The sequence below is a fragment of the Bacillus sp. REN16 genome (genome assembly GCF_020731355.1).
Taxonomy (GTDB): Bacteria; Bacillota; Bacilli; order Bacillales; family Bacillaceae_L; genus Ferdinandcohnia.
The window spans coordinates 140,393-163,255 of record NZ_JAJFZK010000009.1; the positions used below are offsets into that span (position 1 = coordinate 140,393).

Genomic DNA, 22,863 nt, shown 5'->3' on the forward strand with positions numbered 1-22,863 from the left:
TACTGAACATTACAATTTTGTAAGCCACACCGACTATTTATCAACTATAAAATGGGGGACAAAAGCCTTGAGATGGATTCTTTGAATTTAATATAAGCTCCTCTTTTTCCATATTCCGCATATGTTAGCAGTTTCGACAGCTTAATATCGTCTTTGAAAATGGCTGTTAGCTCCTTTGAAATGTTCTCATCATATAAAAAGGCATTTACCTCAAAATTGAGTCGGAAGCTCCTTACGTCGATATTTGCTGTACCGACGGAAGATATCTCCTCATCGACCACAAGTGTCTTTGAATGGATAAAACCATTACTGTAAATATAGACATTTGCCCCAACAGGAAGCAATTCCCCAATATGCGAAAGGGTTGCCCAATAAACAAAAGGATGATCCGGCTTATCCGGGATCATAATATTCACTTCCACCCCTGAAAGGCATGCCACGCGTAACGCATCCAATAGGCTTTTATCAGGAATAAAATACGGTGTCTGCATATAAATTGATTTTTTAGCTGAATAGATCATTTTAATATAAGCATTTTTAATCTGCTCAAAATCTGTATCTGGACCACTTGTCACAATTTGAACCCCAACATTGCCAAGTCTGACATTTTCAATTGGAAAAAGTTCAGGATCATACATAATATCAAAATCACGAGATGCTTGATTCCAGTCTAAAATAAAACGGACCTGCATCGTGTCAACAGCCGTTCCCCTTATGCGCAAATGGGTATCCCGCCAATATCCAAACCTGGAATTTAGGCCTAGATACTCATCCCCTACATTGAAGCCGCCGACATAGCCAACTTTTCCATCAATAATGACCAATTTCCGATGGTTTCTAAAATTCATCCGCAGATTAATAAACCTTAATCTTGAAGGAAAAAATACCTCGACAAGGCCACCTGCTTCACGAAATTCTTTGAAAAACCGTTTCGTTAACGTTCTAGAACCTAACTCGTCATACAGAACGCGGACAGTAATGCCTTCTTTTACCTTCTTTGTTAAATGAGCTATTAATTTTCGGCCAAGGTTATCATTTTTAATAATATAATATTGCAAATGAATGGATTCTTTTGCAGCCTCAATATCTTCGAATAAACGTCGATATTTCTCTTGCCCATCTGTAAAAACCTCTACTGCATTATTTTTCGTAAACAACGCATTCGCATTGACAAGGTTCATATAAATGAGGTCTTGATTATCCTGTGTAATTCGATTGTTAAATAGGAACTTTTGTGTGCGCAACAGCTCTTTTTGCCTCTCAAGCACCTCTTCAATTCCGCTCTTTTTTAAGTCATCCCACTGAAACAGATGGTCACGTGTTAAATTACGGCCAAGGAGCAAATACAAAATAAAGCCAGCTACTGGAATGAAAAAAAGGACTAATAACCATGCCCAAGTTGAACTCGCATCTCTTCTTTCACGAAAGATGACGACAACGGCAAATACAATGTTCAAGACCAAAACCAACCCTAATAATAATGATGATATATTTACCATATTTCCCTCTCTCACCCGATTCATTCTACATTACAATATACTATATTTCAGAATGTTTATAAAACAAATCGCTATTTTCACGCCTTGGCTTACTAATAGGGGTTCTATTTCTATTCTATACATGTTATTTTGATACTATGGTTTTTAGAAAGCAAAAATGAATAAGACCAAGAAACCTGGCCGTTTTTTAATGGCCAGGTTCCTTACCTAATGAATATTTTTATCTACGTACCGTCCGTAGTCCGGAATCGCAATTTGATCAAACTCTCTCACTAATCTATCTAAGGATTCTTCCAATAACTCACCTGTCATTGGCAAACCATGTCCTGTAATCGCTACGCTTGGCTTAAGCGTCGCCAATGTTTCAACGGACTTTTTTGCGGATTGCCAATCTGTTGTTAAGTATCTTGGCGGACCACTAATTTCCTGTTCTTGCGTAATCACCTTATACAGATACTCTTGCTTAACAGTCACAAATGCATCCCCAGCAATAAGGGAACGATCGTTTTCACGGAAAAAGGAAACATGTCCTGGCGCATGTCCTGGGGTATGTAACCACCGGAATTCCGGCAAGTGTGGAACGGTTCCGTCTGCAGGCAGCTTTTCCACATGGCTTCCTAACTGAATGGGCTCATTTGGAAAAAGCGGGGACATCTTCGCAACCATTCCCCCTTCTACGGTTGAATCTGGTTCAGGATAGCTTTGTTGACCTGTTAAATATGGCATTTCCAGTTCATGTGCATATACAGGAACATCCCAATGCTCAACCAATTCAAGGATTGCACCCACGTGGTCAAAATGACCGTGTGTTAACAGAATTGCCTTCGGGCGGCTTTCCGTACCAAAGCGTTCCTCACAAACTGCTATTATTTCTTTAGCAGATCCCGGCATACCCGCGTCTACCATGACAAAATCGGATGTACCTGGCTCACCAATTAAGACAAAATTCACAATCTGGATGGTATGACAATATAGATCTGGCAGCACCTGCATCCCCATCCCACTAGCAATAGAAGTCGCAGGAATAAATTTATAATCACTTCCATACTGCATGTCTTTCTCCATAAAAATCCTCCTAACATAAAACACTTAGGATTAGTGTTTCACAGGATCTGTATTTTATTTATTGAGAAGGACCATATGTTATTCACCGAGGTTTGACACCCACTGTTATAATTTATTTTTTGGATTACTCCCATTTCTCCATTCGCTTGTTGTAATTTATTTTGACGATCTCTTTCATGTATGTACGATTATTTATTTAAAAAGTTTCAATTCAAATAAAACGAACCGGCGTACCGGTTCGTTCATTACTGTTTTTTAATTCGTTTTGGATAATGAAAAATCATCCGTAAAATCGTGTAAAATAACAAACTAAATACGATTGTATTCACGATCCAATGGGTGCCAATTAATAAGTTAGCAACCGCAAAAATTAGAATCGGTTTTGTTAACGCAAAAGCACACATTTTCCACAAAAATTGAAATTTCAACTGGCGGCGTGTAAGCTTGCTGACCCCTACTCCTAATCCTGCTAACACAGAAATCCCAGCAATCCCTAAAAACAGCATCAAAAACGGATAAAACAAGAGAACTTGAATGACATAAATATTTTGAGGGATCTCACTTTCCTTATAAGAGTCATCCAATAGTAAATCGATTTCAATCGGAAGTGCGATGATAAACAATAATAAAAGGAGGAAAAGAATCGTATTTCTCATTTCCAGCTTATTGAGCCGTTTCATCGCTGCCTTATTTGGTAATCGCAAACTATCCATAAATGTTGACATGAGTTTCACGTAAAGCCACTCGTTTCGTTTAAAAAATTCGTAATTTAAAGATACCTTCCATAATAGGAAAGGTATCCGTCAATCTTACTTATAAAATTCGTCAGGAATATTGCCGAATTTACGGTTGTGATAAAGGAGTGGCGGCTTGCTGTCATTTGTAATTTCAACCACTTCACCAATTAAAATTGTATGGTCACCCGCTTCAACCGTCTTAAATGTTTTACAGTGTAAAACCCCTGAAGCTCCCTTGAGGATTGGAAGATTATTATCAGACATCTCCCATTCGCAGTTCGCAAATCGATCTATCCCCTTGCTTGCAAACAGGGCACAAATATCCCCTTGATCACCAGCTAGTACATGAACTGCAAATTTATCTGTTTTTGTAAAATTATCGTAAGTGGATACTCTTTTGTCAATGGACCATAAAATCAATAACGGATCCAACGATACAGAGGCAAATGAATTTACTGTCAGTCCAAGCGGAACCCCGTTTTCATCAGTTGTTGTAACAACCGTTACACCCGTTGGATAATTCCCCATGACGTCTTTAAAAGTCTGTACTTTATCCAATGTTCACACACCTTTCTACACGATGACACACTTAATTACTATTTAAAAATAATCTTATTTTTTTGACTTACCAAAATCGTTAGTATAACTATATCATGATTACATCGACAATTCTATTTCAAAGCATTGAGATTAGCACCTATATATATTGTTCTGGCGGATCCATTTCGTTGCGACCCATTTTTCACCCTCAGATACAGGTATACTTGAATGAAGGGACATTCGATCTACCCCACCTTCGCTGTTTCCATACTGAAAATACACTGCAGAACCTTTCTTCGGAACAATCGAAACGCCCGCCTTCGGAAAAAAAGTTTCTCCCCCGGCATGTACATCATTTAAGTAAATGAGGAACGTACCTACACGCTGACCACCTTTTTCCGGGTTTACCTTACTTGGCGGAAAATAATCAAAATGGCTTTTATATTCCTCGCCAATCCCATAATTCAATACCTGAAGCCCTTCTCCATTTTCAACAGGAAATTCGGTTAATTCTGCAATTCTTTCTTCTACTTTTTTAATAAACTCATTTTCTCGTAAATAAAAAGACATTCCTTTACTCGTTCTTCCGGTAGCTGCCTTTTCTTCACCCGTCTTTGGATCAATAACAGTAGAAGGCTTGAGACGGCTTCTTGACAACTCAATCAACCGGTCACATTCCTCAACGCTTAAGAAATTATCTAAATGTATAATAAATGGTTTCTCTACCTTTGACAGGACCCTTATTTCTCGGTCACTAGTACGTAAAACACTTCCCTTTTTCGCGATTTCTGGCTGTTCATATTCATATGGAGCTTGTACACTTTGTGTGTCTATCGGTTTATTTCCTACTATTCGAAACAGAGTTGTATAAGAAAGTCTAGGGTCATAACCTTTACGAATCATTGCATCTACAATCGTTTCAGGGTTCACGCCGCTGTTAAGGGTTTTAATAATCCAATCCATCAGTGCACCTGGAATTTGCTTCACTTTCTCCATTTCTTTCTCCCCTTTAAAAGCCCTTGAATTTATATTTAGAAATCCCTTACATTTTATTTTAATATATTCAGTTAAAATCTGGTAGTAATTCCTTTTCCTCCAAAGTTAGTACTTTCGGGATTGCCACCTTTTGGACAAAAAAATAAAAGTAACCACAGGTGCAGTTACTTAATTAGATTAGTATTTTTTATGTATGTTTTGGTTTATACTCCGAAAAATTCTCGCGCTAAGTCAGCAAATCCAATTTCATCATCAGGTACTTCATCCTCATGATAAATCGCGTCAACCGGGCAAACAGATACACATGCCCCACAGTCAATACAAATGTCGGGATTGATATAATACTGATCATCACCAGGTTCGATACAGTCGACAGGACACACCTCTACACACTCTGCTGCTTTCTCCGCTCCACAAGGAGACGTGATTACATATGCCACCTAATCCCTCCTTTTTGAAGATCTCCTAGTAGACTAGAAGTCTTCCGCATTTATTACACCCTATGTTGCTTGGCAGAGAAGTATTCCGGAATATAAGGAATTCGTTTGAGGGGGATGGAGCTGGAATTGGTGTTTTACTTTATGGGGGAAGTGATGAAGAACTGAACTGGGCCGGAGCTCTCACGGAATGTCTTTCATCGACCTTATGAAGGACCGAATGGGGCCGGAGCACTCGCGGAATGTCCTTCATCTGCCTGATGAAGGACCGAATGGGGCCGGGGCACTTCCGGAATGTCCTTCATCGACCTTATGAAGGACCGAACGCGGCCGGGGCACTTCCGGAATGTCCTTCATCGACCTTATGAAGGACCGAACGCGGCCGGAGCACTCGCGGAATGTCCTTCATCGACCTTATGAAGGACCGAACGCGGCCGGGGCACTCGCGGAATGTCCTTCATCGACCTTATGAAGGACCGAATGGGGCCGGAGCACTTCCGGAATGTCCTTCATCCAACCTTCTTCTTTTTCCTCCTCCATAAAAAAAGAGCAAGACCCATTAGATAAGATCTCGCCCCATAATTCTATTCACTCTTTTGCCCCGTATAAACATGAATCGCGTCTCTTAAGAATTCTGCGGTTCCAGGCTGCTCTTTGTCGTAGTACGCCGTGAACCTCTCGTCATCAACATACATTTGAGCTAAACCTGCGTGTGCTTCTTTTGAGTAGCTTGGCCAGAAAAACATGAGCCACTTCTTATGCGTCTCAGCTGCTTTTTGCCCCAATTCGCCAGCTGGGTCTCCAGTCAGCATCGCATCCCTTAAGGTTTCCATCAATTCTTCACTAAGACGTGTCACCGCTTCATGGTCTTCTTTAGACAAGTTCATAAATTTCTGATTTGATTGCTTAACCGTTTCCTCACCATATTTTTCACGGATTTCTTTTCCGTACTTCTTCTCGTTTTCATCGAGGGCTTTCTTTTTAAAGCCTTCAAATTTTTCTTGATCGGACATGGTTATTCTCCCTTCTTTTTGCGCAATGGTTTTTTCGACATTGGCAATTAATTGATCGATTTGCTTTCGTTTATCAAGGAGCTGCTCCCGATGTTCTTCCAATGCTTTAGATTCATCAAAGGCAGGATTCGTCATGATTTGTTTAATATCAGTTAGATTGACTCCGAGCTCACGGTAAAAGAGGATTTGCTGAAGGCGGTTGACCTCGTCCTGGCCATAGATTCGGTACCCTGATGAATTAATTCTTGCCGGCTTAAGAATCTCAATTTCATCGTAATACCGCAATGTTCTGGTGCTTACGCCCGCTAGTTTCGCTAATTTTTGTACCGTGTATTCCACCCTATCACCCCCTGATATGTTCACTTTACACCTTGACGTAACGTCAAGGTCAACACATCTTTTAAAAAATATTTTTATTAAAAAAACCCTACAAGATATGTAAACCTTGTAGGGCGTAATTGATTAGTTTTCTTGAATGTTTTTACGGTCTTTCTTAAACATTTTAGATAAAATTTCATAGACAATTGGAACGACTAGAAGTGTTAATAGTGTCGAACTTGCCAGACCACCGATAACGGTAATACCTAGTCCTTTGGAAATTAATCCGCCACCGCCTGCACCTAAAACTAATGGAACTAACGCACCCATTGTAGCAATTGCCGTCATTAGGATTGGACGTAAACGGGTAGATCCTGCTTCAAGAACAGCTTCACGCATTGTCATACCATCACGTTCCATATGAATGATCCGGTCAACCAGGACAATTGCATTCGTTACTACGATACCAATTAACATCAAGAGACCCATCATAACCGAAACGGAAATGGTTTCGCCTGCAATCAATAATCCGACAAACGAACCAATTATCGCAAATGGAAGGGAGAACAGAATTGCAAATGGCGCAACCCCTTCACCGAAGGTTACAACAAGGATGAAGTACACAATTGCAATCGCTGCAAGCATCGCAAGACCAAGCTGAGTAAATGTTTCAACCATGTCTGCTTGAACACCTGCAACATCAAGTGTTACTCCTTTTGGTAAGTCAAGCTTTTCAACTTCTTTCCCAACTTTAGATGTGACCTTTGAAATATCATCGCCAAGAATGTTTCCTGAAACGGAAGCATAGTACTCGCCCTTACTGCGGGAAAGTGTATTTAAGGTAGTACCTTCTGTCACTGTTACTAAATCAGATAGTGGCATTGTTGTACCCATTGCTGTTGGTATCTGAGTTGCAAGAAGCTCATCAATTGATTTAGGTTCAGCTACCTCTTCCTGCTGAACAATAACCTCTAGATTATTTCCGTCTTTTTCAACTGTTGTTAAGACGTCTTTTGAACGATTAGGATTTAACATCATTACAATCTGACCAGTTGTTAGTCCGTATTGTAATAAATCATCCTGTTCCACATTGAAGGTGTACTCAACGTACGCATCTTCTGTACTAGAAGAAACATCCTCCAAGCCGTCTGCATCCTTCATGACATCTTCAACCATATTTACTGCATCATTAAGCTTATCTAAATCTTCTCCATACAATGTATAGCTTACTTCACTTGTACTCATCGACATTGATGAGAAGTTCTGGCTCTTCCACTCACCGGATTGACCAATATTGAACACATACTCCTCAACTTCTTCGCGAGCTTCAGGGAAATCCTTCATGTCTGGGTCAAAGATGAGGTACATCAATGCACCGTCACCGCCGCCACCCATCATCGCAGCCATCGGATCTCCACTCTCTGTTACGGATACTTGAAGGATATCAATATCTTCACGCTTTAATAGCTCTTCTTCAACTGCCGCTACATTTTCAAGTGTTTCATCCTTTAACTCACCAGTACCTGGTGTGTAGGTTAAGTACATAACCTTTTCTTCTTCACTCCCCATAAAACTAAAACCGATAAGTGGTGTTAATGCTAAACTGCCAACTAATAGTAAAATTGAAAGCACAGACACGATAATTTTATGGTTCAGAGACCAATTTAAAATACCTTTGTACCAGTTTGCAAGCTTACCTGCTTCTTTATGTTTTGCTTCTGTTTTTTCAACATAAAGCTGCTTTTTAAATAGCGTATGTGATAACGCTGGTACAATTGTGATTGCAACCAGTAATGAAGCTCCTAACGCAAACGTCATTGTTAACGCGAATGGCATGAACAATTCTCCAACCATTCCGCCTACAAAAATAAGTGGTGCAAAAACAGCGACCGTAACTAATGTAGATGAAAGAATTGGTTTAAACATTTCAATCGTTGCTTCACGAATTAACGCACGACCATTTAATTTTTCTTCTTTTAAATGCAGTCTTCGATATATATTTTCTACAACAACGATAGAGTCATCAATTACCCGTCCAATTGCTACGGTAACGGCTCCTAGTGTCATTAAGTTTAATGTGATATCCATCCATTTCAGCAACAACAATGCCATAAAAATGGAGACTGGAATTGAGACAATCGAAATAATCGTTGATTTAAAGTTACGCAGGAAAAGCAAAATAATTAATACCGCAATCAAGCCACCAAAAAGGGCCTTTTCCACCATTGTTGACACTGATTCTTCAATCGGCTTACCTTGGTCTAGCGATACATCAATGACAAGACCCTCAACTCGATCCTGTTCATCTTTAATTAAGTCTTTTACTTCGTTTACAACATCTACTGTGTTTGCTTGCTGCTCTTTTACAATTTGTATAGCAATGGCGTCTTTACCGTTCGTACGTGAAACAGATTGAACGCGACCAACTTCTTTAATTGTTGCAATATCACCAAGCTCCACGAACGGTACTGGATTATTTTCAGAAGGTGTAACCGGAATTACCATTTCCTTTAATTCAGCAGCTGTCATGAATTTCCCATCAACCGAAACAGCTTGTTCGCCTTCTTCAAACTCAAATAGTCCCAATGATACAGCCATATCACTGGCTTGAATCATTTGCTTAACCGTATCTTCTGTAAGATCAAGTTCAGCCATTTTGTCTTTATTATAGGTAAGTTCAACTTCCTCAATATGCTGACCTGTGATTGATGCAGAACCAACCCCATCAAGTTTTTCAATTTTCGGAAGTAAAACATCTTCAACTGTTGATGTTAAATCTACAATATCTTCAGTTGTGCTACTAACACTAAGTGCTACGACCGGCATCATATTCATGCTAATCGCCGTAATCATAGGCTCTTGTGCATTTTCTGGTAAAGAAACTGCATCTAACGCGGACTGCAAGGCCCGCTTAGCTTCGTCCATATCCTCACCATAGTTATATTCAACTTGAATATTGGCCATGTTCGAATAAGAATTCGAATAGACCGATTTAACCCCTTCAAGTCCTTCAACTGCTTTTTCAATCGGCATCGAGACATCTTCCATTACCTGTTCAGGAGTTGCTCCAGGATACACATCCATGACCATAAGGAAAGGAATGGATATATCCGGAATTGTTTCTGTCTTCATTTGTGTACCTGAATAAATTCCAGATACCGTTATAATAATTGTTAATAACCAAACCGCGAGTTTGTTTTTTAGTACAAAATTGGCTATACCTCTCACACTTACACCTACCCTAGATTGACTTATTTAACCCATTTATTTATAATAATGACCATTCAGTCATTTGTCAATGAAAGACTATGGGAGAGAAACACGAAATGGTGAAAAAACAACTAATCATGGAAAAGGCGCTAGAGCTTTTCGCAAAGCAAGGATTCGAAGCAACTTCCGTTCAGCAAATAACCGATCAATGTGGGATTTCAAAGGGAGCTTTCTACCTTTCTTTTAAATCAAAGGATGAATTAATCATCGCCTTAATTGACCAATTTATTGAACAAATTTTCACTGATATTGACCAAGTAGTCAGAAGTAAAAATAGTAAGAAAAATCTTCTATATGAATATTACTATGTAAGTTTTCAATCATTTAAACAACATACAGACTTTGCTAATATCCTGATGAAAGAGTACACCCAGTCCCTTAACGAAAAGCTTATCCTTAAAATGCACTATTTCGACAAACTTATTAATTCCGATATTCTCTTGTTGATTGACCGCATTTATGGAGAAAAAGTAAAACATACAAAATACGACTTACTCTATTGCATAAAAGGTTTCACAAGGATGTATTCGGAGCTCTTTTTATTTCAGGGTATACCGTTTGATTTGGATATGAACCTCCTCTGCAGATCCCTTGTGGAAAAGACCAACCTATTGGCTCAGGGGATGACCCTTTCTTTTCTAAATCAAGAGCATATGGATTTTTCCGGGTTTCAATTGCAAAGTGAAGTAACAAAGGAACAAATCGTATCGTTGATTGAGGAAAAAGTAAAAGAAATGGATGACTCCATTGTGAAAGAGTCATTACTTCTTTTACAAGAACAGACTCTTGACCAAACGTACAGCCTTGCTATTATCAAAGGACTCCTCGAAAATATACGAAACCATCCCCACTGTAAGTGGATTGCTTATCTGCTGGGGAGATATTTTGATCAAAAAAACACGGCAGAACATTAAGTTTCCGCCGTGTTTCGTTGTTATCGTATTTGCCCATTTCCGGTCATTAAGAATTTTACTGTTGTTAAGGCTGGTAACCCCATTGGTCCGCGGGCATGAAGTTTTTGGGTTGAAATGCCGATTTCTGCGCCAAACCCAAGGGCCCCACCATCTGTAAATCTTGTAGAAGCATTATGGTATAGAGATGATGCATCAACAAGTTTCATAAACACATCCGCCGTTTCTTGGTTCTCAGTAATGATAGCTTCCGAGTGTTTTGTCCCGTAGTGGTCAATATGGTCGATTGCCTCGTGCACATCATCCACAATCTTCATTGCAATGTGTAAGCTTAAGTATTCATTCGCCCAATCCTCTTCACCTGACGGGATTGCATTCGGGATAGCCGAAAGTGCCACTTCATCCCCATGCACCGTGATAGAATGTTTCTGCAATGTCTCCACAAGTTCATCCTTATGCTTTTGCAGCCAATCCTTATGGATAAGGACTGTTTCTGCAGCATTACAAACAGCTGGACGATCAGTTTTTGCATTCACAAGGATTGGTAATGCCTTTTCGACATCTGCTTCAGAATCAATATACACATGGCAATTTCCAACCCCTGTTTCAAGTACAGGAACTGTTGCATGTTGAACAACCGTTTGAATCAAAGAAGCCCCGCCGCGAGGAATAAGTACATCAATGTATTCTTTCATCGTAAACAATTGCTGGGTTGCTTTTCTATCTGTGCTTGCGATAAACTGAACTGCTTCTTTTGGTATTTTCGTATGTTCAAGCGCATGTTGAATGACGTCAACAATCGCTTTATTAGTGTGTATGGCAGATGACCCGCCTTTTAAAATAATTGCATTCCCTGATTTCAATGCAAGCCCCGTTGCATCAACGGTCACATTCGGGCGCGCTTCATAAATCATCCCGATGACACCCAATGGAACAGTTACCTTTTTCACCTGTAAGTCATTTTCCAGTGTCCAATCTGAAATCACTTGATCTGTAGGATCCTCTAGACCAGCAACCTGGCGAAGACCCTCTGCAAACTCAATGATACGTTCTTTCGTTAATGTTAATCGGTCCATAAATGCAGGCGTGTATCCAGCTTCTATCCCATTTTGCAAGTCTACTTTATTTGCCTCTATAATGGACTCATAGCCTGCTTCTAAATGTTCAGCCAATATATATAAAGCCCTGTTTTTATCCTCTGTTGGTAAAATACTAATCTTTTTTGAAGCCTTTTTTGCTGCACGTGCTTGTGATTTAATGTCGAGATTTTCTTGTACTAAAGTCACGAAATTCCTCCCTCTATACCCCAACTGATATCGGAGCATCAATATGACAAACAAAATCGCCCATTTCCATGATCACTGTGGAATCAATTGATTGATCCTTATCAGCCTTTAATAATCGCTGCAAATCTACCGAAGAAACCTTCACAACACCGCGCGCTATTTCCTCCTCATCTGTATCCATTACACGGACAACAGAACCTTTTTCAAATCTGCCATCGATTTGATAAATTTCCTTTAGCCGTAAGCTTTCTCTTTTTTTCACCATTCGATCTACCGCATCGGGATTTAAGATAATTTCACCTTTTGAACCTGAGTGAAATGCAATCCATTTTTTCTTTTGGTTAAGTGCGGTTACGGACTTTTTGCAATTAAAGTAAGTACCGACCGCTTTTTCTCCCACGGCATCCACAATGATATTTTCAGCATTTGCATTCCCTAAAAAAGTGGAGATGCCTGATGCCATCGCAATTTTCACGGCCTCAATTTTTGACTTCATACCACCCGTGCCAACCGAACTTCCAGACCCGCCTGCAGCGCTCTCGATTTCATCGGTAATTTCAGTGACGCGCTCAATTAGCTTTGCGTCCCCATGGGTTGTTGGGTTTTTATCATATAGTCCATCTATATCAGATAAAATGACCAGCTGGTCGGCATCCACTAATCCAGCAACCTTAGCCGCCAATGTGTCATTATCACCAAAGTTCAAACGCTCCGTCGAAAGCGTGTCATTTTCATTGACGATTGGAATAATCCCTCGTTCTAATAAAACATTTAAGGTGTTGCGAACATTTTGGTAACGTGTTTGATCTAAAAAGTCGCTTCTTAAAATCAAAATTTGTGATGCCACATACCCATGCGATAAAAACAGGTGGGAATAGGACTCGATTAATAATCCCTGGCCAATTGAGGCTGCTGCTTGTTTTTCCGGCAAGGAATCTGGACGTTTAAGACAGCCTAATTTTCGATAACCAGCAGCAACCGCACCTGATGAAACAAGGACAACCTCATGCCCTGCATCCTTCAGATGTGCTATCTCTGTCGCTAGTTTTTCTAGCTTAATCTTACTAATTTCCCCATGGCGGCTTGTTAATGAACTACTTCCGATTTTAATGACGATTCTCTTTTCTATGGACATCCGATCAATCCTTATCTTTTTTGTTTTTGATCGCCGGACGATAAATGTTAATTTATTAGGCTTATCGCCGGTAAAAAAATGTATTTATGCTAGACAGCCTGCACTTTTTTGGTTGAAGTGCCCTCAAGCTGTGAGCTTATCTCCTGTGAACGCTTTGCCGCGTGTTTAACAGCTTGAGAAATTGCCTTACCGCCACCGTTTTTATCTAATGCCGCTAGACCAGCAGCTGTTGTTCCATTTGGTGAAGTTACATTTTCCCGTAATGTTGCAGGTGTCTCCCCTTGTTGCTGAATCATTTTGGCTGCGCCGACAATCGTTTGCGCTATTATGTCTCTCGATAGCTCTTCCGGGAGGCCACCCTTTTTCACGGTTGCTTCCATATGCTCCATCAAATAATAAATGTAGGCGGGTCCACTGCCGGCTACTCCAGTAAAGATATCCATTTGGTCTTCCGAAATCTTGTAAACTTCTCCAATGGATTCCAGTAACTCTTTGGCTTGTAACATATTTTCATTCGTGGTATAAGAACCGGCTGATATGGCCGTTGCAGATTCTCCAATCATGCTGGATGTATTCGGCATTACCCGAATCACCTGTTGCCCCGCTGGCAAATGCTGCTCCATATAGGTTGTGGTAATACCCGCTAACACGGATAACACGAGTTGGTTCGGTTGAAGTGAATCTTTGATGGACTGTAATGCAGCTGCTGCATCTTTAGGTTTCATTGCGAGGACGATGATATCAATATTTTTCAGACTTAGATCCTGGCTTGCTAAACCATTAATCTGATACTCTAAGACTAACTGTTGTAGTCTTTCAGTGTTCGTTCTGTTGGTTACAAAAATTTGATTAGACGGTACCTTTCCAGCTGCAACAATTCCTGAAATCATTGCTTCTGCCATAGATCCTGCCCCTATAAAAGCAATTGTTTTTTCATGTAACATCTAATGTCTCCCTTGCGGTTAATTTAAAACATAGTCCTTATCGTAACATCTTTAAAATCATTATCAAGGACTTCACGGAAAGTCATGTGCATATGTTTCAATTAGTTAGTGTAAACGCTACCAAAGGAAGCTAATCACACCAAACCACTCGATACCCCCTCTTAACGTGGCTCAGGATAATATTTGAAGATTGAGCGGGTCAGAAGGATAGTTCCTGCGTATTACTTCGTGGTAAACTAAAACGAAAGGAGATGGGAAGAATGGATAAACAACCTTACATAGATCAATTATTTATCGGCAAGCCCATAACAGCGGGTGACCCGAATGCGAAAACACTCATGGAAAAAGAATGGACAAGCGGAATTTTTAAAGAACCTATTCAAACACCACTTTGGCTTGGCAAGGAGAACCTAGATGGAGACGGGCAAGCTGATTTAAAAAATCATGGCGGACCAGAAAAAGCAGTACTTGCCTATGCAGCAACCCATTATGAAAAATGGCAAAATGAATTGAATAATGACCAGATTCAAGCAGGAGCAATGGGGGAAAATTTCTCTGTGGTGGGGCTGGATGAAAACAATGTGTGCATTGGAGATATATATGAGGTTGGCGAAGCCTTGGTTCAAGTATCTCAACCTCGTCAGCCGTGCTGGAAGCCTGCTCGACGTTACAAAATACTAGATTTCGCGCTACAGATTCAAAAGAGCGGCCGAACCGGATGGTACTTCCGTGTTGTCAAAGAAGGCATGGTAAAAGAACATGATTCAATTAAATTGGTTGAACGCCCATATCCTGAATGGACAATTGCCCGCTGCAATGAGATCATGCATGAACAGAAAGATGATTTGGAATCAGCTGCAAAACTAGCCGCATGTGAATACCTTGCATCTAATTGGAAAGAAACATTAACCAAGCGGCTTAAGGGAGAATCAAAATCCATTGATAGCCGTGTCTATGGACCGAATAAATAAGAGATGTTGGACAGGTTCGAGACCGCTGATACAGAATCTGTATCCATCATAAGAAATAATAAAATGTCTAAATCCCGTATTTATTAGAAACGGAACTTAGGCATTTGTTTTATTTTATAAAATTTAATCTTCCAATTATCATCTCTTTAAGTTGTCCTTCAATTTCCCCTAATGAAGTCGATTTGATTTGTACTAGTTCCACATCATCAACCGTTTCGGGAGCTGTTAGCCATACTCCGTTATCACCTTGAATAAAACGCAGATCTTCATAATCCCATTTTTGTTCGCGATCATCCCATGTCATAATTTCAACTTGCCCCGCTTTTTGAAACGTTTTAATACTAGTAATGAACTCCTCTAGCTGTTTTTCTTCAGAATTCAAATTAGTCTTTACATAACTATCAAAATCCAATTTTTCCTTCAGAGCTAAAATGTCTTCAAAGACATTCCTTGGTATGGATGAGTTCACCGAACTCACCTTTGCAGATGAGATGGAAAATCGATTGATTATCTCTACTAGAGCCTCTTTAGGAGTTCCAACTAATTCAATTTTAAATAAATCATGATTTGAGTCCATCGATTTCTTAACTACTAGTTTAGGTGTAAAGTAGTAATGGGAACCCACTTGTTGATTTCCTTCGATAAGACTAAACCAGCAACATATTGACTCTGGTCTCATAGCATTTATTAAAATTGCGTGTTTCCGCTCTATTTGATATGTTTCTCTTTCAAAAAGTATCTCTCTTTCAAGTAGACCCTCTTTTACTTTTAGCCAATCTTCCTGTATTTCACTTTCGGTAAAGCCCTCATAAGGGTCTTTCAAACCAATAATAACCTCTATTTTTAATAACTCACTTAAGAAATATAATTCCTTCGATGAGAGGCAGACCTCTAAAGAATCCATGTTTCACCTCATTAGACAACTTTTTTATCTCGTGACATTATAAGTCCGAAATCTTGTCGTAAAATCATATGTTAAATCCTTGGTAATCTTTTCACCGTTTACCTCCACAGTTACATTAATTAGAACGGAAATTACACTATTTTCCGTTAATTTCATATCATAATTGTTAGTCTCCTCAATGAGCAGATCGTCACTTGAGTGGAAGGATGGACGGTTCTTATCATCGGAAAATTCTAAAGGAAGGTTTATTTCCTTATTAATCTCTTTAAAAATTACATCATTTTCTCCAATAACCTTTATATGATTTAAGACTACCGGATTTGAATTATCTTCTTTCCTATACGCACCAAGGTATAAGGTATATCTAGAATATTCCGTGCTAGATTCACCAAACGTGGATTGAACCATATATGGCTTAATGAAGACCCCGCCAACAATATAGGAATCATATGCAGAATCCTTAAAAACTTCATCAGTCATTTTCAATTTTTCCGTTTTGGCATGGTATAAATCGATAATCGTTGCTGTTTCACATCCTATAAGACTACTTACAAGAACTCCAATGCCTACTATTTTTAGTAACCTCTTTAGCATTCCATACACCTCAATTTAGTCTTGAAATCTCTGCTGATCTCTCTCATTCTTTTGTCCAACCATGTAGTACGGAATTACATCTGTAACAACATGGCCTAATCCAGCTTTCCCGTATTCGACCCAGTCAAGTATGTCTTGCTTACTATTTGGGAAACCTTTTGGTGCTATGGTTGGATTAATATAATTATATGTTCCCTTATAACGTGCATCGGTAACAGGTTCAAGTGTATCACCGTCAAATACAGCCTCCCTGCCATCAGGATGGATAAATTTCCTTTCTGGTTTTCCATTATTATCGTCATGAAAGATTGACATGCTTTCAGGGAGTTCAATCCAGCCTAAGCCAGGATCCTTTGCTTCCTGATATGTTGGATGTGGCCCATTCATTTGATCCCTCTGCTCATAATGAAAGTATTCGTAATCCTTCCTGAATGCCCTACCTGTGCTTGTCATATCGAGGCCTTCTCTGACGCCCGTTTCCAATAAATGATTAAAAACATCCTTTTTATTCTCATTTACAAATTCGAATGCGTCCACCATTTGTTTACGTTTTTTATCGATTTGGCTTATTGCATATTTCCAACCAGATTCTATGGCATCTATTTTTTTATTTGCTTCATTCCCAATATAATTCATGGTATCACGACCAAGCCCAAGTACATTTTTCAAATTTTCAGCAGCTGAACTTGCAGCCTTATCCATATAGACCATCTTTGCGGAATCAATGGTACCCTTATTATTTCTAAAAGGATCATATCCTTTTATGAAACCCAAGGATAAAGCTGTTTTGGAATGAACCGATTCTAACGAACGGTATTTGCTTTCTATTGTTCTTTCTGCGTTTCGATACTGTTGGACCGAATTCTGGATAAATCTCTCAAGCTCTTTTATTTTTATTTCTATTTCATTTAAAGAGCTAACGGCCTGATTCAAGCTTGCTCCAATCCCTCTTCGGCTTTGAATTCTATAATCAACACCTGATTTCAATCCCCTTACAGTACCTCTAATAGTAGATACCGTATTCGAACATCTATGTAATGAAGGTATAGAAAGCTGGACCGTTGATACATTTATTTTAATTATTTCCAATATCAAATACCCCTTAACTTTTTAATAGATAAGTAATTTCAAACCATAAATCCAATTCTAAATTTTACCAGTTAAGAGCATTTCTTGATAGTTACGAAAGTACTATTTGAGACAACTGAAAAGTTCTTTTTACCTACTTCTCAAATAAGACAAAAACACCCTTCATTTCCTTCATGAAGGGTGTTTTCTTATCGGATCCCGGCCCGTGACCGTTCTTCCAGTTCATTGATAATTTCTTCATTATGCTGACCAAGTAACGGTGCAGGCTTCCCCAACTGGCCAGGTGTTTCGGAGAATTTTGCTGGGAAACCCAATGTTTGAGTTTTCCCGGCAATCGGATGCTCTATCTCCAGAACCATCTCTCTCGCTCTTATATGCGGGTCCTGCATTGTCTGATCGTAAGTATAGACGGGGCCTGATGGGATCCCCTGTTTTTCCAATAGATCAAGCCAATATTCCGAGGTATTTTGGACTAAGATTACCTCGATTTCTTTTTCAAGTTCATCCACATGTTCCTTCCGTAGGCTATTAGACGCATAGCGCGGATTCTCTAACCATTCTGGTTTAGCGACAACATGTAAGCAAAATTGCTCCCAGAGTTTCTGATTTGCAGCTCCTATTAAAATGAACCCATTCTTCGTTTGAAATCCTTGATATGGTGCAGCTGCACGGTGGGAAGTTCCATTTCTTTCAGGAATACTCCCATTCCCAAAATAAGCTGCTGCTTCCCAAACCGTCCATGCTAGCCCTGAATCAACCAACGAAACATCAATATATTGTCCTTCACCACTTTTTAGTCGATGAATATAAGCCATCAAAATCGATTGAATCGCTGTTTGGGCTGCTGCTATATCATGTATCGCAATTCCTACTTTAACAGGCTTACCTTTCTTTTCACCCGTCATGGCCATAATTCCGGAAAGTCCTTGTGCCATTATATCCAAGCCGCCTTTTTTGGAATAAGGACCAGTTTGACCATAGCCGGAAATTGAAACATAAATAAGCTGTGGATTGATTTGTTTTAATGTCTCATAATCGATCCCTAGTTTTTTGGTAACCCCAGGACGATAGTTTTCCACAAACACGTCTGCCGTTTCCGCTAGCCTATAAAGAATTTCACGTTCGTCATCCTCTTTCAGATTCAAACGCATTCCTCTTTTATTTCGATTCACCATCATATACATATAACTTTCTTCATCGATAAAAGGACCCATTGCACGAGTATCGTCGCCATTTGGGTACTTCTCAACCTTAATCACATCTGCACCCATATCACCGAGCACCATTGTACAGTAGGGACCTGCTAAAATTTGTGAAAGGTCTAGAATCTTCATTCCTTCTAACGCTTTTTTCATTGTGGCAACCTCCCCATTATATAGTATCAAATGCGCCTTAGCGTATTTGCGCCCAGATTTTTTCGAGCGTGCTCGAAAAGTTTCCTCTGAAAATCTGTGGCATCCGCCGGAGGCGTTAACTTTATTCAGTCTTATGCTGAATAAAGTTAACAAGTCGGATTCCGGAAAGTTCCCCTACATTTGTGGCACCAGCTAATGCAATCGAAACCTTTGTGTCTTGAATGAAATTTCCAATTACCTTTTCTACACCTGACTGTCCTGAGACTGCAAGGCCATATACAAATGGTCTACCAATAAAGACCGCATCCGCTCCTAAAGCAAGTGCCTTCACAATATCAGAACCACGGCGGATTCCACTATCAAATAAGACGGGAACCTCACCTTTTACCTCTTCTACAATCAATGGCAATGCATCAATGGCTGAGATCACGCCATCAAGCTGTCTGCCTCCATGATTAGAAACAATAACACCATCAATTCCATTATCCACTGCTAATCTAGCGTCTTCCGGACTTAATATTCCTTTTAAAAGGATTGGCAATGAGGTTCTTTCCTTTAACTCCGCCACATGATTCCAATTAAGCGTTGGGTGGTGGATATTATCCAAGATCCCTTGAACAATCGATTCATGATCCTGACTTTCAAGTGATGCTAAGAAAACTGGATCCTGCTCATAATTCGCTTTCCCTACCCCAAGTTTTAATGGTGAAAAGCGATTCCGCATATCTTCTTCTCTCCAGCCCATCATGACAGTATCTACGGTTAAAACTATGGCTTCGTAACCCGCTTCCTCCGCACGTTTTACCATATTAAAAGAAACATCTTTGTTATTAGACCAATAAAGCTGAAACCATTTTGGACTATTACCAGATACCTCTGCCACTTCCTCAATCGAATAGCTTGATACCGTACTTTGAACAAAGGGAATCTTATAAGCAGCGGCTGCCCTTGAAACAGCTAAGTCTGCCTCTTCATGTGCCAGCTTTAGCATTCCAACCGGAGCGAGTAAAAATGGATAAGGATAGGTTTTTCCAAATAAATTGATACTTGTGTCAATATTTGATACATCACGTAAAACTCTCGGCACAATGGAATACTTCGAAAATGATTCTTGGTTTTTCCGTAATGTTTCCTCACCACCAGCACCTGAACGTACGTATCCAAAGCCCCCAACAGACATTTTCGCTTTAGCTTCCTGCTCCAGCTCCTCATAAGAAATCGGAAAGTATTCTTCCTTTACGATATTTTCAATGTAAGCATCTTTTACCTTTGATGTACTCATTCGTACAAGCCTTCTTTCCTATTAATTAAAATTAGGTTTTCTTTTTTCTAAAAAGGCATTAATGCCTTCGATGTAATCTTCCGAATGGAAGGATTCTAAAATTAAATTAGAAAGTTCTTCGTCTTCTTCATTAGCGCCATCCAAGATTGCCCGTATGACTTGCTTCATCCCATTGTTTGCAACCGAAGACCTTGAAGAGATTAGGGATGCAAATGCAGTCGCTTCGTCAAGCACCGTTTCTCCTGAATAAATATAATGAACCAAACCAATTTCTTGTGATTCCTTCGCACTGATTAATTTACTTGTAAAAAGGAGCTCCTTTGCCTTTGCCGGTCCAATGATATCCACAAGCCGTTTTGTGCTCGCTAAGTTATAGACAATCCCAACCCTTGAAGCTGTAATGCCTAACCGGCTGTCTTCTGAAGCAAAACGAAAATCACAGGCATTTGCTAATTCGAGGCCCCCACCGATTGCAAATGATCGTATAACAGCAATCGTCGGCTTTTTAAAACGGGTAAGTTTATCAATTCCCTCAAGTGCTTTGTCATTATAATGTTTTGCCTTTTCAACAGAAAAACGATTGTCCATAAATTCACTAATATCCGCACCTGATGCAAAAGCAGATTCATCGACACCACGTACAAGTAAGACCTTAATGCTAGGGTCGTTTTCGATTTCTTCCAGAATAGTGGTTAATCTTTCAAACATCGCTAATGTAAATGCATTTCTCTTCTCAGGACGGTTAATGATTAATGTAGCAATTGGACCATCCTGTTCAATATATAATTCATTTGACACCATACCTCACCCCTTTAATCCTTTTTCAAGTTTGCTGCTAATTTATTTCCGATTGTCTGGATACATTGGACAAGGACAATTAGGATAAAGACAGTCGCATACATCACATCTACTTCATAGCGTAAGTGACCGAATCGATAGGCAATATCGCCAAGGCCTCCTGCTCCAACAAGTCCTGCCATAGCAGTAGCACCTATTAAACTCACCGTTGCAATTGTAAGTCCAAGAATGATAGATGGTCTTGCCTCACGCAGCATGACATTCCAAATGATTTTTCTTGTTTTAATCCCCATTGCTTGGTAGGCTTCAACCACACCTGCATCAACCTCTAATAACGCAGACTCCATCAACCTTGAAATATATGGTGCTGTGTAAATAACTAATGGCACAATAACCCCTTTTACCCCAATTGTTGTTCCGACAACAAGCTTTGTAAATGGGAGAATAAAGAATAATAGAATGATAAATGGGACTGAACGGATAATATTGATAAGTAAATTCAGAGCCTCATAGACCCATTTATTTTCAAGGGACTGTCCAGGGCGGGTTAATACGAGGAAAATTCCGAGTGGGATTCCAATAATAACTGAAAACAACAAAGAGATTCCAACCATTTGGAAGGTTTCTACTACTGCTTTTCCAATCACAGGTAACCATTGTGTAAATTCTGTAAACCGATCCATGTTTTATCCCTCCAGATTTTCGACCCCTACTCCATTTTCTCTTAAAAATTGAATAGAAGCGTCAATTTCAGTTTGATCTCCCGTTAAATGAATGACGAGATTTCCTACAATTCCGTTTTTTAACTCAATAATATTAGCCGTTAAAATGTTCGGCTTCACATTAAATTGTTGACTAACCTGAGCTAATAAAGGCTGTCCTGTTGACTCTCCGATAAATGTAAGTCTTGTTACAGCACCTGAAACCTTTAATTGTTTGATGAGTGAATCCGATAGCTTTCGTTGAGCAATTGTATTTAAAAACTTCTTCGTTGTTTCATGTTTTGGCTTAGTGAATAACTCAATCGCCGTGTCCTTTTCAATAACTTGACCATTTTCCATAACATACACATAGTCACAAATCTTTTGAATCACATGCATTTCATGCGTAATCAGTAAGATCGTAATTCCAAGTTCTTTATTAATTTTTAAAAGCAGTTCAAGAATCGAATCGGTTGTTTCAGGGTCTAACGCACTTGTTGCTTCATCGCTAAGTAAAACTTCTGGTTCCTGCGAAAGAGCTCTAGCTATGGCTACACGCTGCTTCTGACCACCAGATAACTGGCCAGGAAATGAGTTCGACTTATCAGATAGCCCAACGATTTCCAAGTATTTTTTAACACGCTTTTTCACTTCATCTTTTGAAACACCTTGTAATTTCAAGGGAATCGCAATATTGTCATGTACCGTCGCGGTTTTTAATAAATTAAAGCCTTGAAAAATCATCCCGATTTTCTGTCTTGTTTCACGAAGCTGCTCTGTTGAATGTGAAGTAATTTCCTTGCCGTTAATATACACTTTCCCGCTTGTTGGTCTTTCAAGAAGATTTACACATCGAATCAATGTACTTTTTCCTGCTCCACTATACCCTATTACACCATGGATGCCGCCTTTTTCTACATGGAGACTCACATTTTTAACGGCTTCAACCTTGCCCTTATTTGTTTTAAATTCCTTTGAAATATTTTCTAATACTATCATGGTGTCACTTCCCCTCTTT

Annotated in this window: 21 protein-coding genes; 2 read left to right on the plus strand and 19 right to left on the minus strand. The window is 39.5% G+C overall.

Going from position 1 to position 22,863, the window contains the following annotated elements; genetic code table 11:
- Positions 1-44 precede the first annotated feature (44 nt).
- From cls to LKW28_RS14380, 8 genes are all read right to left on the minus strand, one after another.
- Positions 45-1,499, minus strand: a complete 1,455-nt coding sequence (cls, locus tag LKW28_RS14345) for a cardiolipin synthase (protein WP_420708882.1) — start codon at positions 1,497-1,499, stop codon at positions 45-47.
- Positions 1,500-1,706: 207 nt separating this feature from the next.
- On the minus strand, positions 1,707-2,564 hold the full coding sequence (locus LKW28_RS14350; protein WP_229141034.1) for an MBL fold metallo-hydrolase: 858 nt from the start codon (positions 2,562-2,564) through the stop codon (positions 1,707-1,709).
- Positions 2,565-2,809: 245 nt separating this feature from the next.
- The gene (locus tag LKW28_RS14355; RefSeq protein WP_229141119.1) at positions 2,810-3,289 is read right to left on the minus strand and encodes a DUF1189 family protein; all 480 of its coding nucleotides are present in this window, start codon (positions 3,287-3,289) and stop codon (positions 2,810-2,812) included.
- Positions 3,290-3,373: 84 nt separating this feature from the next.
- Positions 3,374-3,829 (minus strand): flavin reductase family protein, encoded by a 456-nt coding sequence (locus LKW28_RS14360; RefSeq protein WP_229141120.1) that lies wholly within the window; start codon positions 3,827-3,829, stop codon positions 3,374-3,376.
- Positions 3,830-3,991: 162 nt separating this feature from the next.
- Positions 3,992-4,837, minus strand: coding sequence for a 2OG-Fe(II) oxygenase (locus LKW28_RS14365; RefSeq protein WP_229141035.1), 846 nt, complete (start codon positions 4,835-4,837; stop codon positions 3,992-3,994).
- A 203-nt stretch (positions 4,838-5,040) separates the two neighbouring features.
- Positions 5,041-5,277: an indolepyruvate ferredoxin oxidoreductase subunit alpha gene (locus tag LKW28_RS14370; RefSeq protein ID WP_229141036.1), complete on the minus strand. Its 237-nt coding sequence runs from the start codon at positions 5,275-5,277 to the stop codon at positions 5,041-5,043.
- Between the two features lie 581 nt (positions 5,278-5,858).
- Positions 5,859-6,626, minus strand: coding sequence for a MerR family transcriptional regulator (locus LKW28_RS14375; RefSeq protein ID WP_229141037.1), 768 nt, complete (start codon positions 6,624-6,626; stop codon positions 5,859-5,861).
- 123 nt (positions 6,627-6,749) lie between these two features.
- Positions 6,750-9,833 carry an efflux RND transporter permease subunit gene (locus LKW28_RS14380; protein WP_229141038.1) on the minus strand — a complete coding sequence of 1,028 codons (3,084 nt, stop codon included), beginning with the start codon at positions 9,831-9,833 and terminating at the stop codon, positions 6,750-6,752.
- 98 nt (positions 9,834-9,931) lie between these two features.
- On the opposite strand from LKW28_RS14380, the gene LKW28_RS14385 reads away from it, so the two are divergent.
- The gene (locus LKW28_RS14385) at positions 9,932-10,789 is read left to right on the plus strand and encodes a TetR/AcrR family transcriptional regulator (protein ID WP_229141039.1); all 858 of its coding nucleotides are present in this window, start codon (positions 9,932-9,934) and stop codon (positions 10,787-10,789) included.
- 20 nt (positions 10,790-10,809) lie between these two features.
- On the opposite strand, the gene LKW28_RS14390 is transcribed toward LKW28_RS14385, so the two are convergent.
- From LKW28_RS14390 to proC, 3 genes are all read right to left on the minus strand, one after another.
- Positions 10,810-12,072 carry a glutamate-5-semialdehyde dehydrogenase gene (locus tag LKW28_RS14390; protein WP_229141040.1) on the minus strand — a complete coding sequence of 421 codons (1,263 nt, stop codon included), beginning with the start codon at positions 12,070-12,072 and terminating at the stop codon, positions 10,810-10,812.
- A 13-nt stretch (positions 12,073-12,085) separates the two neighbouring features.
- Positions 12,086-13,207, minus strand: coding sequence for a glutamate 5-kinase (gene proB / locus LKW28_RS14395; protein ID WP_229141041.1), 1,122 nt, complete (start codon positions 13,205-13,207; stop codon positions 12,086-12,088).
- An 89-nt stretch (positions 13,208-13,296) separates the two neighbouring features.
- Positions 13,297-14,151: a pyrroline-5-carboxylate reductase gene (gene proC, locus LKW28_RS14400; RefSeq protein WP_229141042.1), complete on the minus strand. Its 855-nt coding sequence runs from the start codon at positions 14,149-14,151 to the stop codon at positions 13,297-13,299.
- 260 nt (positions 14,152-14,411) lie between these two features.
- Here proC and LKW28_RS14405 point away from each other — a divergent pair, with 260 nt between their 5' ends.
- On the plus strand, positions 14,412-15,122 hold the full coding sequence (locus tag LKW28_RS14405; RefSeq protein ID WP_229141043.1) for an MOSC domain-containing protein: 711 nt from the start codon (positions 14,412-14,414) through the stop codon (positions 15,120-15,122).
- A gap of 109 nt (positions 15,123-15,231) precedes the next feature.
- Here LKW28_RS14405 and LKW28_RS14410 read toward each other — a convergent pair whose 3' ends face one another.
- The 8 genes from LKW28_RS14410 to LKW28_RS14445 all read right to left on the minus strand — a co-directional run bounded on the left by LKW28_RS14410 (position 15,232) and on the right by LKW28_RS14445 (position 22,844).
- Positions 15,232-16,026 carry a hypothetical protein gene (locus LKW28_RS14410; protein WP_229141044.1) on the minus strand — a complete coding sequence of 265 codons (795 nt, stop codon included), beginning with the start codon at positions 16,024-16,026 and terminating at the stop codon, positions 15,232-15,234.
- Between the two features lie 24 nt (positions 16,027-16,050).
- Complete coding sequence (locus LKW28_RS14415; protein WP_229141045.1) at positions 16,051-16,620, minus strand: hypothetical protein; 570 nt, start codon at positions 16,618-16,620, stop codon at positions 16,051-16,053.
- Between the two features lie 15 nt (positions 16,621-16,635).
- Positions 16,636-17,709, minus strand: coding sequence for a hypothetical protein (locus LKW28_RS14420; protein WP_229141046.1), 1,074 nt, complete (start codon positions 17,707-17,709; stop codon positions 16,636-16,638).
- Positions 17,710-17,897: 188 nt separating this feature from the next.
- Positions 17,898-19,064: a CaiB/BaiF CoA transferase family protein gene (locus LKW28_RS14425; RefSeq protein ID WP_229141047.1), complete on the minus strand. Its 1,167-nt coding sequence runs from the start codon at positions 19,062-19,064 to the stop codon at positions 17,898-17,900.
- Between the two features lie 121 nt (positions 19,065-19,185).
- Positions 19,186-20,346 carry an alpha-hydroxy-acid oxidizing protein gene (locus tag LKW28_RS14430; RefSeq protein ID WP_229141048.1) on the minus strand — a complete coding sequence of 387 codons (1,161 nt, stop codon included), beginning with the start codon at positions 20,344-20,346 and terminating at the stop codon, positions 19,186-19,188.
- A 21-nt stretch (positions 20,347-20,367) separates the two neighbouring features.
- Positions 20,368-21,147 (minus strand): enoyl-CoA hydratase/isomerase family protein, encoded by a 780-nt coding sequence (locus tag LKW28_RS14435; RefSeq protein ID WP_229141049.1) that lies wholly within the window; start codon positions 21,145-21,147, stop codon positions 20,368-20,370.
- Between the two features lie 11 nt (positions 21,148-21,158).
- Positions 21,159-21,827, minus strand: a complete 669-nt coding sequence (locus LKW28_RS14440) for a methionine ABC transporter permease (protein WP_229141050.1) — start codon at positions 21,825-21,827, stop codon at positions 21,159-21,161.
- 3 nt (positions 21,828-21,830) lie between these two features.
- The gene (locus LKW28_RS14445) at positions 21,831-22,844 is read right to left on the minus strand and encodes a methionine ABC transporter ATP-binding protein (RefSeq protein ID WP_229141051.1); all 1,014 of its coding nucleotides are present in this window, start codon (positions 22,842-22,844) and stop codon (positions 21,831-21,833) included.
- Positions 22,845-22,863 lie beyond the last annotated feature (19 nt).

Excerpts from the sequence above, each read along its gene's own strand:
- cls (WP_420708882.1), bottom strand. The coding sequence starts at position 1,499 with ATGGTAAATATATCATCATTATTATTAGGGTTGGTTTTGGTCTTGAAC.
- LKW28_RS14350 (WP_229141034.1), bottom strand. The coding sequence starts at position 2,564 with ATGGAGAAAGACATGCAGTATGGAAGTGATTATAAATTTATTCCTGCG.
- LKW28_RS14355 (WP_229141119.1), bottom strand. The coding sequence starts at position 3,289 with ATGTCAACATTTATGGATAGTTTGCGATTACCAAATAAGGCAGCGATG.
- LKW28_RS14360 (WP_229141120.1), bottom strand. The coding sequence starts at position 3,829 with ATGGGGAATTATCCAACGGGTGTAACGGTTGTTACAACAACTGATGAA.
- LKW28_RS14365 (WP_229141035.1), bottom strand. The coding sequence starts at position 4,837 with ATGGAGAAAGTGAAGCAAATTCCAGGTGCACTGATGGATTGGATTATT.
- LKW28_RS14385 (WP_229141039.1), top strand. The coding sequence starts at position 9,932 with ATGGTGAAAAAACAACTAATCATGGAAAAGGCGCTAGAGCTTTTCGCA.
- proB (WP_229141041.1), bottom strand. The coding sequence starts at position 13,207 with ATGTCCATAGAAAAGAGAATCGTCATTAAAATCGGAAGTAGTTCATTA.
- proC (WP_229141042.1), bottom strand. The coding sequence starts at position 14,151 with ATGTTACATGAAAAAACAATTGCTTTTATAGGGGCAGGATCTATGGCA.
- LKW28_RS14405 (WP_229141043.1), top strand. The coding sequence starts at position 14,412 with ATGGATAAACAACCTTACATAGATCAATTATTTATCGGCAAGCCCATA.
- LKW28_RS14410 (WP_229141044.1), bottom strand. The coding sequence starts at position 16,026 with ATGGATTCTTTAGAGGTCTGCCTCTCATCGAAGGAATTATATTTCTTA.
- LKW28_RS14415 (WP_229141045.1), bottom strand. The coding sequence starts at position 16,620 with ATGCTAAAGAGGTTACTAAAAATAGTAGGCATTGGAGTTCTTGTAAGT.
- LKW28_RS14425 (WP_229141047.1), bottom strand. The coding sequence starts at position 19,064 with ATGAAAAAAGCGTTAGAAGGAATGAAGATTCTAGACCTTTCACAAATT.
- LKW28_RS14430 (WP_229141048.1), bottom strand. The coding sequence starts at position 20,346 with ATGAGTACATCAAAGGTAAAAGATGCTTACATTGAAAATATCGTAAAG.
- LKW28_RS14435 (WP_229141049.1), bottom strand. The coding sequence starts at position 21,147 with ATGGTGTCAAATGAATTATATATTGAACAGGATGGTCCAATTGCTACA.
- LKW28_RS14440 (WP_229141050.1), bottom strand. The coding sequence starts at position 21,827 with ATGGATCGGTTTACAGAATTTACACAATGGTTACCTGTGATTGGAAAA.
- LKW28_RS14445 (WP_229141051.1), bottom strand. The coding sequence starts at position 22,844 with ATGATAGTATTAGAAAATATTTCAAAGGAATTTAAAACAAATAAGGGC.